The organism is Enterococcus sp. DIV1283b, assembly GCF_051710965.1.
Lineage (GTDB): Bacteria > Bacillota > Bacilli > Lactobacillales > Enterococcaceae > Enterococcus_B > Enterococcus_B lactis.
Map to the genome: position 1 here is coordinate 2,602,266 of NZ_JBIOLR010000001.1, position 11,797 is coordinate 2,614,062.

An 11,797-nucleotide genomic window follows, 5' to 3' on the forward strand; every position below is an offset into this window, starting at 1 on the left:
TGCTTATTCTTTTAGCTTTCCATTCACTTATTTTTCTCTCACTTGTTCTAGCTCTTCTTTGGTCATGGGGCGATACTGCCCTTTATTCAAATCTTTAGGCAGCCAAAAATTCCCCATACGGATTCTTTTTAAATATAAGACTTCTTTTCCTACTGCTTTGACCATTCGCTTGACTTGGTGAAACTTCCCTTCATGCAAAATCAGACGGATAATTGAAGTTTCTGACTCTTGATCTACTTGATCAATTTGGAGTTTTGCCGGCAATGTCTGCTCATCGCCATCAATAATCAGTCCTTCTGCAAATAAACGGATATCCTCTTCTGTCATTATACCGCTAACCTCAGCTAGATATTCTTTCTCCACGTGTTTTTTTGGTGATAATAACTGATGGGCAAATACCCCATCATTCGTTAAAATCAGGAGGCCTTCCGTGTCTTTATCCAATCGGCCAACTGGAAAAAGATCTTCCCGATAATCTTGATCTTCCAACAAATCGATTACGGTTTGATCATGATTATCCTGAGTAGCAGAAATGACTCCTGCAGGTTTATGCAAAATATAATAAAAATCTTTTTGATACGCAATGATTTCTCCTAAATAAGTAACCGTATCTTCAAACTCGTTTACTTGCGCTTTATCGCTTTTGACCACTTGTCCATTGACTTCAATCGTTCCTTTTTTGATCAATCCTTTGACTTCTTTGCGGCTACCAAGTCCCATATCTGCTAAAAATTTATCTAAACGCATGCGTTTCCCCCATTTCAAAAGAGCATTGATTCAGCTCTTCCCATTCACTTATTTTATTTTTAATTTGTGTCGTAAACGCGCTATTCCTGGTCCTAGTAGTCTTTCTGCCAAACGGATTTTCAAAGCTAAATAACCGTACACCAATGCCCCTATACATGCTACTGCAAGAATCAATAATAGAGACTGGAATTTGCTATCTTCATTTAAGAAAGTCCCAAAAATCATCTTTGTGATCCACGAAGCAAAAAGCATAATCAAGGTAAGAATAAAGATCAGTAATGTCCTACGCCAGACAAAACTTGGTTTAAAGCGAGCTACTTCATGGATCCTCTTTAAGATCAAGGTACAAGACACAGCAAACCCGAGCATTGTCGCTAATAAAGGGCCATACACTTCAAATAAACGAATGGCTGGATATTGAAGAAGTAGTTTCACCAGAAATCCAACAACCAAATAACTGATTGCCGCCCTGTTTTCAAACATTCCTTGCAGCATGTTGGATACTAGCATATATAACCCTAAGAAGAGTCCTACAAAACTTGCTTGGATCAGTACATTGCTTCCTAGAGAATCTGGGGTATAAAATAATGTGTTTAGCGGATAGGCAAGTAACATGACACCAAATGTCGCTGGAAACATAAAAAATGAAAACAGTTGTAAATTTCCGCTCGTCAATTTTGCCAGCCCTACTCGATCTTTCAACGTAACAGCTTCTGTAATCAACGGTAACCCGGTAGACGCGATCGATGTTGCCAATGCGATAACTACCATCGTCAACTTATCTGGATTGGCACTAAAAATCGAAAAAAGATCTAGCAACTGTGCATTGGAATATTCAGTGGATGCGGACATGATCCTCATAAAAGTGAATTGATCGACTAATTTGAAGATTGTTACCCCTGAACCAACGATAATAAACGGTATTGCTTCTTTAATGGTATCTAACAACAATTCCTTCGTTGCAATATTTACTTTGTTTTCGCTGTAGTGGATAAATGCAGATGTATACGCTTGATGTTTCTTCAAAAAATACAAAAGGACAAGGATACTTGCTAGCATACCGATAAATGCCGCGAAAGTTGATTGCGTGACCGCCGTCACATAATCGCCATTCATGACTTTCATGATGATGAATGTAGCCAACAGCATATAAAAAATACGTGCCACTTGTTCGACGATCTGCGACAGCGCATAAGGCATCATCTCTTGGTTTCCTTGAAAATACCCTCGTATCACACTCATACAAGGAAAAACCAATACAGCGATACTCAAAGAACGCATCGTTGGAATCAGTTCTTCTCCGCCACCAGAAGCATGAGCTAGCCAAGGAGAGGCGATGTACATGAACAAAGCGAACAACAGACCTAACCCGCCCATCATCTGTAATGCACGGATGAATAATCGTCGTGAAGTGCCATATTCATTCAACGAATTATATCGCGCGGTTTGTTTTGCGATCGCCGCGGGTATTCCTGCTGTAGAGATCAGTAGAAACAATGCATATATATTGTACCCCATATTGAATAAGCCATTGGCAGCCTTAGCATTTTCGCCCATCCAAGCATACCAAGGAATGATATAGACAGCCCCTAGCAACCTTGAAATGATATTACTGGCGGTCATCCAGGCAGAGCCTCGTGCCATTTTTTCTTGCGGTGATAATTGATCTAATGCTGGTTTTCTTTGATTATCCATCGGTCAGATTCCAACTTTCTACAAAACATTACTATCATTTTAATTGGTAAAACAGAAACTGGCAATCGATTTTATATAACTTTTATAAGAACGAATGTTTTTTTGAATTCGGTTTCGTTTTTTTGGTAAAGTAAAGAAATATACAGCCTTTTATGGCTAACATTTATAGGAGATATCAATGACACAAGAAATAAAAAAACTACCCGTTATATTTTTAGGTCTTTTCTTTATCACAGTTGGATTGAATTGGTTCTTGCTCCCTCATGATATAGCTTCCGCCGGAGTGGGCGCAATTGGACATTTAGTTGAAACGGCCTTTTCTATCCAACGTTCAGTTACTGTTTGGAGCATCAATCTTATGATGCTGCTTCTAGCCGCTGTTCTATTAGGAAAATCAATATTTTTTAAAACTGTAGCGGGAAGTCTGCTTTTTCCTGTTGTTTTAGAAATCGTTCCAAAAGTGGAAATGCTCTCCTCTCATTTCTTCTCACTGATTTCAGGAAGTCTTTTGTTCAGTCTTGGCGTTTACACATTGTACACCGTCGGAGCGTCAAATGGCGGGATAACGATACCGCCAATTATTTTTCACAAATTTTTTCGGCTTCCAATGCCGCAAGGACTGTTACTTACGAATAGCCTTATCATCTTTTTGAATTATTATGTATTTGGATGGTTGGAGACACTGTTCGTTCTCCTATCTATTACAATCAGTTCATTGTTTATGAAAATACTCATCCGCTTGTCACCTGTGTCAAGAAAATTTGAATAAAGCTGGATTTTGTCATAGCGGAATCAAACGATATATTGAAAAGAGTGTGCTATAATAAACCAAGAAATTGAATGAAGCGAGGGATCAATCAATGAGCTTCTCTTTAGAAGACATCCGTCATTTACTATTAAAAGAACATCTATTAAAAGAATTTGTTTCAACAAAAGGCTGGCATCTTGATGTACCAGAAAAAGCTAAATTTCTCCAGTTAAGTTATGATTCAAGAAAAGCTGATGCTTCTACTCTGTTTTTCTGTAAAGGAATGAATTTCAAAGAAGAATATTTGGATTCAGCGATCAAACAAGGTATCCAATATTACGTATCAGAGCAGCCATACGAAAATTCAGCAGTAGGCATCATTGTGACGGATATCCGTAAAGCAATGGCACTTCTTGCTATGGCCTTTTACGACTATCCACAAAATAAATTGAAAGTGATTGGATTCACTGGAACAAAAGGTAAAACAACTGCTGCGTACTTTACTAAAGCAATCTTGGATCACACAACGAATAAAAAAACTGCATTGCTTTCTACGATGAATACAACGCTAGATGGCAAAACGTATTTCAAATCCCATTTAACAACGCCTGAGTCATTAGATTTATATCGTATGATGGCAGAAGCAGTTGAAAATGGTATGACTCATTTAGTGATGGAAGTTTCTTCCCAAGCTTACAAAACACAACGTGTGTACGGGTTGACTTTAGATGTAGGAATCTTCTTGAATATCTCGCCTGACCATATCAGTCCGATCGAACATCCGACATTTGATGACTATTTCTATTGCAAGCGTCAATTGATCTTAAACTCAAAAACAGTTGTTTTGAATCACGAAAGTGACTATTTTGATTTGCTTAAAGAAACCGCCGATCTATTCCAGATCCCAACGATCACTTATGGTCGTTCGGAAGAAAGCAATTATCAAGTGATTCATTCAGACAAAGGTAACCACGGGTTTACTTTATCTTCTCGTCAAGATCACTTAGCTATCTGCGATACTGCTTATGATATTTTGCTGGCCGGAGGATTCAATCAAGAAAATGCAGCCAGTGCGATCATTGCCGCAGCACTAACAGGTGCTTCCAGTCAAGATGCACAAGCCGGATTAAAAGAAGCTCGTGTACCAGGCCGAATGGATCAATTGATCCAATCAAATGGGGCGCATGTCTATGTGGACTACGCACATAATTATCTAAGTTTGAAAACATTGCTGGAATTTGCCAAAAATGAACATCCAGATGGTCGTGTAATTGTTGTATTAGGCAGCCCAGGAAACAAAGCAATCTCCCGTCGACATGATTTTGGAAAAGTGCTATCAGAAACAGCTGACGTTGCCTTTTTGACGGCAGATGACCCAGCATTTGAAGATCCGCAAAAAATCGCGGAAGAAATCAATGAAGCAATTACTAATCCAGAATTGATCGTTCATTATGAAATGGACCGTCCTGAAGCGATTCGACGTGCTTTAGCAGAAAGTACTCCGCAGGATTCAGTCGTCATTGCGGGAAAAGGGGTTGATCCCTATCAAAAAATCAATGGTGTAGATGAACCTTATGAAGGGGATTATGCAATCGTGAAGCGGTTGATTGAAGAATAATGTTATTTATATTCTAGTGGACGGGACGCTATGAAAAGAAAAATTTTCATAGCGTCCCGTCCATGGAATTATCAAGAAAAGTTGCCGGAACTACGTTAATTTTTATTGTTTCTTTATCATACCTCTTAAAGATAGCGCTTTTATTCGTTTTGCTTACTGGCTCTTCTATCGTGGCTTTTAGTTTATTATTCCTGTCTTTTCAATAATATAAAGGTGGTTATTATGAAAAAAATTTTCAACTTAGCAAACGGTATCTTTTTTCTTTCTCTTTTTTCTGTCATTTTTCTAACTTTGAATTTGCAAAGTGGCAAAATGGGGGCCGTTATTTTTAGAAATCTCCATTTGCCAGTTGATGCATCGATTGTTGGATGGTTACTGCTACTTTTTTCTTACTTGATGAGTCGGAAGCATCAGACTAAGTTTTTCGCGCGCTTAGGCGGAAGGGTTGCTCTATTTTTTCTAGTCGTTTATCTGATATTCACATGTCTAGGTTTGCTTCAGTCGCTCGGTATTCTGCCTTGATACTTCGTTCGAATCATATTGACTATAATGAGGCTGGGACAGAAGCGATTAACTCCAAGAAATAAGAGGAAATTCACGAAAATTGCTTTTCAAATTTTTGTGAATTTCAGCTTGTTTCCGAAGGAGTTGCTTCTGCTTCCGCCGTTTACACATGTTTAGAGCGTGAGACAAAAGTGTTCTTTACTTTTGTCCCACGCTCTATTTTCTTAGAAATCAGTTAGCTGACTTTTCGCCAGCTAATTCTGCTGCCTTTTCTCTTTCTTCATTCAATAATTTATTATCATAGAATTTAATAAATGGGAACCAAATAATGAATGCGATGATTGCACAAAAGACAGCTAGCACAGCTGCTTTCCAATCACCCCCACTGCCGACAAATGCGCCAATTCCAACTGGTGAAGGCCACGGCATCTGTGCAAGCATCGGTTTAACGATTTCCAGCCGAATGGCAAAATAAGCGAGTGTAGCAGAAGCCATCGGTGCTAAGAAAAACGGAACCGCTAAATAGGGATTGTAGACGATTGGCATCCCGAAAATAATTGGTTCGTTGATATTGAATAGTCCTGGTACAAGAGAGGCTTTTCCTAACACTTTCAGCTGATCAGATTTCGCGAGGAATGCAATAAAGATGATCAATCCTAAGGTCGCACCTGATCCACCAACGGTTACATAAGAATTGTTGAATTCTCCTGCCAACGGATAATTTGCGCCGTGTGCGTTAGCTGCCATATTAGCTAATACGATTGGGGTCAAGAAAGAAGTGATGATATTCGCTCCATGGATCCCTACGATCCACAATGCATGGATCAAGAAATAAATTACCATGACACCAAGCCACGTATTCGTCAGCTGCGTAACAAACCCAAATGGGATAGCAATCATTTTGAAGATATCCGTTCCTAGCGCAACTAATAATCCATTGATGATCATCACCACAAACGCAATGACAAATGTTGGGATCAGAGCAGTGAAAGAACGAGAAACTCCTGGCGGAACAACATCTGGCATTTTTATGACCCAATTTCTCTTGACACACATACAATACAATTCGACCGCAATGATCGACATAATAATAGCTGTAAAGATTCCTGAAGTTCCTAAACGTTCGACAAAAGAGCCTATCCGTATCCCATTTACTACAGTTTCTGTCTCATTGATAGAAGCAATCAAGCTGATTTTACCATCGTTCATGATCAATTCAGGGATACACATAAAGAATGCAAAAACAGATAGTAATGCCCCCGTGAGCGGATTAACGTTCAACTTTTGTTCATCTCGTTCAATTGACGTTAATTCATAAGCAAACACAATGGCAAAGTAAATAGATAAAATCCCCATCGTCATTGTATTGACGATCATGTACAAGTCACTAACTTTAAAAAAAGTTGCATTAAAAAATCCTTCTAAAAATGGAAACGGTAATGGCAAAATATTCAAAACCAAAAACATCGAACCTACGATTGTGAAAGGAATAGAAGCCATCCCCGCTGCCATGACAGCCCTAACGATTTTAAGTTGCGCAATTTTCCCCATAGGCCCCATCAGGTATTTCTGCAAAAAATCAAACATTAATTATTCTCCTTTCCTAAATACAACGCTTTTTCATATTGTTTTATACGGATATACTGCTGATCTTGATTGAGCGAAATTTTCTTTAAACGATACTGGATAAATACACTGACAAAAATACCGCTTACAATAAGAATGAAAACAAATAGCTGTCCTCTATTGTTATTTGCCATAAAAGGATACAAGAGTGTAAATCCTGAGGTGAACAACACTGGAATCAATAGTATATTGCAGACACCCTGAAACAAAAAATACCGCTTTGTCCATGGAACATTCGTTTGGTGCTTTCGATAAAGCTTTACTTGTTCTCCTACTGCAGGCAAAATAGCTAAAAGTAGAACCATTGGTAAACTGCTTCCTAAACTTTTAGCTGATAGAAGCAGAATCAGCCATTGCATGTTCATGAAAAAGAAAAAGGCAGTCAGATAGCGTACGAACAGATAACGATTGAAATACATGTTTTTCAAACTAAGTTGCTTTTTTTCTAATTCGATTTTCCTTTTTACTGTATCCTGCACAATAGATCTTCCTTTCTATTTATTTTTTTGATACAAATAACTCATTTCCTGTGCAACTTCCAATAATGTCATCGTCGTCATCAGATGATCTTGTGCATGGACCATGATAATTTCCATTTCTATTTTTGTCCCACTAGCATATTCTTTCAGAAGTTGAGTTTGTGATTGATGCGCATGAAGAATCTCTTCATTTGCTTGTCGCAACTTCTCTTCTACTTCTTCAAACATCTCCTTACGCATCGAGCGAAATGCTTCATGTATCAGTGTTCGTGCATTTCCGCTATGAAAAATGATATCAAAAGACGTCACTTGTAGCGTTTCACTGTTTATTTTTTCAGCCATCTGTTTTCCTCCTTATTCGATCAGTTTGATAAATTTACTGCTGAAATTCTCAAAAATAGGTTCAGCTAAGATTTCCTGTTGCACGTTTAGCTGGTCAACTAACCTAACGATTGCTTTGGTCACGACCGTAATTCCTTCATTTTCGATATAAGAAGGCGAAACTAGAAAAACAAAATGGATTCCTTGATACTGATTCCATTGCATCCCTGAAGGAATCAATGCAACGGCTATCTTTGTTTCGATTCCAACTGGAACAGCGGGATGTGGGACTGCCACTGTATCACTGAATATGATTTGTCCCATACTTTCACGTTGCTGGATCTGCTTTCGCATTTCTCTTATATATCCTTCTTCTTCATTTATGCTCAGCTTTTGCAACAAATCATGAAGAACTTCTTCTTTTTTCGGTTCGTACGTATAAGTCTTGAAAAACTTTTCAGACAGCTGTTCGGTGTAAATCTGCTTTTTTTGCTGTAGAGAAAATGCTGGTATCGGTCGATCTGAGGAATGATAGGGTATGGATTCACCAATTACCTTTCGTATTTTATGAACATCATCTTCATTCAAAAAAATACTGACATGTAAAACTGGAATTTTAAAAAACATTGTCGAAAGATCAATAGAAGAAATAATCAGGTCGATTCCTTTTAAAGTTGTTTCATTGATCTCATAATAGCCTTTTACATTTACCACTGTAATATTTTTTCCAAATTCGCTGATCACACGATTCTTTAATAATTGAGCACTGCCATAGCCTGTTGCGCAGATGATCAACGCATGCAATTTATGCGTAGCTCTTTCTTTTTCCAATGCCGCCATGAGATGCAAAGCCAAATAGGCCCATTCATCTTCATTGATGGTATAGTTTTTCAAAGCCGGCATGTTGCTGAAATGCGTTTTTACTGCTTCAAAAACTTTGGGATTTTCTTTCTTTATCTCTTCAGTCAATGGGTTCTCAATGCGAATGCCTCGGCTCAATCGAATCATCATTGGTGACAAATGATCGAGCAGTCCATTGAAAAGCTGGAGATCCTCTATTAATGAAAAACAAAATTCCTGAGACAATCGTTTCAAAACTTTCGCTACTTCCTTTGATAGTTCCTGATCATTTTTATTTTCTCTATGATTTGACTTAGCCATAAGGTGTAAAGTCAAATAAGCAATTTCTTCTTGGGGAAACGATACATCTGCGATTACCTCAATACGTTGAACAATGCGTTGCGCCACTTGATACTCTACTCGATCAGAAACTTCTTGTTCGATACCTAGTTCCTTGATTTCAAACCCTTCTCGTAGACGTTTGATTCCCAAAGCCAAGTGTAAGGACAAATTCTGTATGATAAAATCAGAAACTTTTAACTTAGCTTCTCTTGTTTCATCGAGAATGATGATCACTAGCGCTTCAAAACTGATGTCTGTGAAAAAGCGACTTTGTCCTAAATATTCTTTCAATGAATTCCCATAATGGTTCCCGAAAAAAGTATCCATGATAAAATGCCGTCGATTTCTTTCTTCCCCTTCGATCCATATCCCTTGACCATGCTTAGAAACAATTTTTAGTGAATAAGGAATCAACCGCTCTTTGATTTCTTGCATGTCCTTTGTCAAACTAGAACGACTGATATAAAGCTCTTCTGCCAAATCATCCATAAAAAGAATGGCATCTTCCAAAAGCAGTTGGTTCAATATATACTTTTGTCGGTCTTCCGACTCATAAAATCCTTGAGGCTCTCTAGCATATCCGGGTATTATTTCTTGCCGACTCAAAAACAGATCAAATGTCAATCTCTGCAAAATGTGCAGTTGATAGCCATAACCTGGTTTAGCAATGATCTTACCTCCGTTTTTTTCTACTAACTCTTTGATCCGCTGCAAGTAATTACGGATCGTCCGATCAGATAATAACAATTCAGAAGCTAAACGTTGACTGGTGACATACTCCTTCCTGTGATCAATCAAATATCTCAACAGCAATTTTTCCTTCTGTTTCATTATCATCCACTCCTATTTCATCATATGTTCTCTTCGATCACCTCTGCTAACTTCTGGATACCTGTAGGGATTGGGACATACGCTTGGAAAGGGATACTAACAACAGGCTTTCCAACAGATTCTCCTAATTTTTTGAATTTATCCAAAAACATCGTCGTTTGCGGGCTGATCAGAAATAAATCAAAATCACTATTCTTAATCATATTATCGCCTTCTGTAGCTGAAACTGCATCTACGAGTACCTCTTCTCCTTTTTGCTTAAAGAAATCCGTTGTCTTTGAGGCCATCATCGATGATGACATTCCTGCTGCACAAATAATCAATGCTTTTTTCATAAATCAATCACTCCTTTTATTTTTATAAACCAAGCATAACTTGTAAGCGTTTTCTATTCAAAATATATATTTCCGTAGCATTACGGAAAAAATGTGTATCATCACTTGGGCAACGTTTTCTGTCTCCATGATATACTAGTGATAGAATTTATTCAGGAGGGGATGTAATGAGTATCACAGTAAATATTTTGTATACAAGTACAAATGGACAGGCAAGAAAATTTGCAGAAGAAATGGTCGAAAGAAACATTGTCAAAGCAATTCGTGCAGAAGAAGGAAACGAGAAATATGACTATTACTTTCCACTAGAAGATCCAGAATCTATTTTACTGATTGCTCGTTGGAAAGATGAAGAAGCAATCGAAAAGCATCACAAATCTGAAATGATGGTCCAGATAAATGAACTTCGACAAAAGTATAAATTAAAAATGAAAGTCGAACGTTTCACTGATTTACCGTAAAAAAAGATACACATGGAATGATAGCAATTTATCATCCATGTGTATCTTCACTTTTTCCTTATTTTTTATTCGATCTCATCTAATGATTCAAACCGTGTTTTTCTCTTATTTTGCGGATAAGTATCTCAGTCACCCCAATATACATGATTCCTAAACATACCCCAAGGATATTCTCAAAAATGCGGATCGTTACTGCTCCTGGAACACCAAATAAGCTTGCAGCGATTGTCAAAGCACCAAAGCAATTAAAAATTGTTTTATATCTATAGGTAGAACAAATACCTAAAGCTAGTCCACCCAATATACCGACCCACGCAAACGGAATAAATTGGCTGATACCAATAAATAAAGCACATCCGATCAATGAGCCGATAATTCTGTCTACTGCTCGTTCTTTGAAACCAATCGACATCAATCCATAGCTAGATACAATAGAAGAAAATGCAAACCCTGCCCACATCAATCGTTGAAAAGGGACATATTCTCCTGCGACAATCAAAAGACTGATACCAAACGCATAGCTGAGCATCCAAATTTTTTGTTGCGAATAAATATCTTTCAAAAAATTCTTTCTGAATAAGCTTTTGCCTCTATTCTTTTCTCGATGTTTTCTATAAAGGATAACTGAAAACCAACAAAAAAATAAAAACAATAAGCTACCTGTTTGTGTAAAGAAATCCTTGTTCAACAAATCTTTAGGTAACGAATAAACAATAAAAAGATAAGAAAAACCGTACAAAGAAGCATTCCCCATTTTGGGATCACTAGCAGTTGCCAGTAATATGCTACTTAGTAAAATAAAATGAATCAACACGCCCATAGCTGACCATTTAATCAGTTGGACATAAGGCGCTATTAATAGTGAGAGCATAACGATTGCTAAACTAATGATCGAATGAGAAATCTTATAACCAAAATCAACAAAACGAATACTCATCAACATACAGAATAAAACCACAGCGTATGGTTTATGCGTCGATTCAAACAATGTTGTAATGAAAATAATAAAACAAATGGCAAATAATACGATAAATAATGATCGTAAAAACAATGAACAAATATACATGCGCTTTTCTTTTCTTGAAGTTGCTTCCCGTATTTTTTGTTTTAAAATAAACGGATCTAGTTGCAGAGACTGATAAAAACCCACCTGTTGTCGTCCTTTCTTTTACTTTATTTCTATATTTTTTTACGGTCAACTATGACAGGTTGTAAATACTATGGAACATCATATGGCGTTGTTATTTTCT

Annotated in this window: 12 protein-coding genes; 4 read left to right on the plus strand and 8 right to left on the minus strand. The window is 37.5% G+C overall.

Features of this window, described 5'->3' with window-relative positions:
* Window positions 1–27: 27 nt before the first annotated feature.
* Together IGJ53_RS12740 and IGJ53_RS12745 are read right to left on the minus strand one after the other, a co-directional pair.
* Window positions 28–747 carry a pseudouridine synthase gene (locus tag IGJ53_RS12740; RefSeq protein ID WP_010733471.1) on the minus strand — a complete coding sequence of 240 codons (720 nt, stop codon included), beginning with the start codon at window positions 745–747 and terminating at the stop codon, window positions 28–30.
* 48 nt (window positions 748–795) lie between these two features.
* The gene (locus IGJ53_RS12745) at window positions 796–2,442 is read right to left on the minus strand and encodes a putative polysaccharide biosynthesis protein (RefSeq protein WP_010733472.1); all 1,647 of its coding nucleotides are present in this window, start codon (window positions 2,440–2,442) and stop codon (window positions 796–798) included.
* 178 nt (window positions 2,443–2,620) lie between these two features.
* Between IGJ53_RS12745 and IGJ53_RS12750 the strand changes: the two genes are divergently transcribed.
* The 3 genes from IGJ53_RS12750 to IGJ53_RS12760 all read left to right on the plus strand — a co-directional run bounded on the left by IGJ53_RS12750 (window position 2,621) and on the right by IGJ53_RS12760 (window position 5,330).
* The gene (locus tag IGJ53_RS12750; protein WP_010733473.1) at window positions 2,621–3,211 is read left to right on the plus strand and encodes a YitT family protein; all 591 of its coding nucleotides are present in this window, start codon (window positions 2,621–2,623) and stop codon (window positions 3,209–3,211) included.
* A 91-nt stretch (window positions 3,212–3,302) separates the two neighbouring features.
* Complete coding sequence (locus tag IGJ53_RS12755) at window positions 3,303–4,808, plus strand: UDP-N-acetylmuramoyl-L-alanyl-D-glutamate--L-lysine ligase (RefSeq protein ID WP_010733474.1); 1,506 nt, start codon at window positions 3,303–3,305, stop codon at window positions 4,806–4,808.
* A 222-nt stretch (window positions 4,809–5,030) separates the two neighbouring features.
* Window positions 5,031–5,330, plus strand: a complete 300-nt coding sequence (locus IGJ53_RS12760) for a hypothetical protein (protein WP_010733475.1) — start codon at window positions 5,031–5,033, stop codon at window positions 5,328–5,330.
* Between the two features lie 213 nt (window positions 5,331–5,543).
* Here IGJ53_RS12760 and celB read toward each other — a convergent pair whose 3' ends face one another.
* From celB to IGJ53_RS12785, 5 genes are read right to left on the minus strand one after another with little or no spacing between them, the layout of a single operon-like run.
* Window positions 5,544–6,899 (minus strand): PTS cellobiose transporter subunit IIC, encoded by a 1,356-nt coding sequence (celB, locus tag IGJ53_RS12765; protein WP_259741488.1) that lies wholly within the window; start codon window positions 6,897–6,899, stop codon window positions 5,544–5,546.
* On the minus strand, window positions 6,899–7,417 hold the full coding sequence (locus tag IGJ53_RS12770; RefSeq protein WP_010733477.1) for a hypothetical protein: 519 nt from the start codon (window positions 7,415–7,417) through the stop codon (window positions 6,899–6,901). Before IGJ53_RS12770 ends, celB begins: the two co-directional genes overlap by 1 nt.
* A gap of 15 nt (window positions 7,418–7,432) precedes the next feature.
* Entirely contained in the window at window positions 7,433–7,759 is a 327-nt protein-coding gene (locus IGJ53_RS12775) for a PTS cellobiose transporter subunit IIA (RefSeq protein WP_010733478.1), read from the minus strand.
* A gap of 12 nt (window positions 7,760–7,771) precedes the next feature.
* Window positions 7,772–9,751, minus strand: coding sequence for a BglG family transcription antiterminator (locus IGJ53_RS12780; protein WP_010733479.1), 1,980 nt, complete (start codon window positions 9,749–9,751; stop codon window positions 7,772–7,774).
* A gap of 20 nt (window positions 9,752–9,771) precedes the next feature.
* Entirely contained in the window at window positions 9,772–10,086 is a 315-nt protein-coding gene (locus tag IGJ53_RS12785; protein ID WP_002297720.1) for a PTS cellobiose transporter subunit IIB, read from the minus strand.
* A gap of 167 nt (window positions 10,087–10,253) precedes the next feature.
* Between IGJ53_RS12785 and IGJ53_RS12790 the strand changes: the two genes are divergently transcribed.
* Complete coding sequence (locus IGJ53_RS12790) at window positions 10,254–10,547, plus strand: antibiotic biosynthesis monooxygenase family protein (RefSeq protein ID WP_010733480.1); 294 nt, start codon at window positions 10,254–10,256, stop codon at window positions 10,545–10,547.
* Between the two features lie 79 nt (window positions 10,548–10,626).
* On the opposite strand, the gene IGJ53_RS12795 is transcribed toward IGJ53_RS12790, so the two are convergent.
* Window positions 10,627–11,697: an FUSC family protein gene (locus IGJ53_RS12795; RefSeq protein ID WP_086311694.1), complete on the minus strand. Its 1,071-nt coding sequence runs from the start codon at window positions 11,695–11,697 to the stop codon at window positions 10,627–10,629.
* Window positions 11,698–11,797 lie beyond the last annotated feature (100 nt).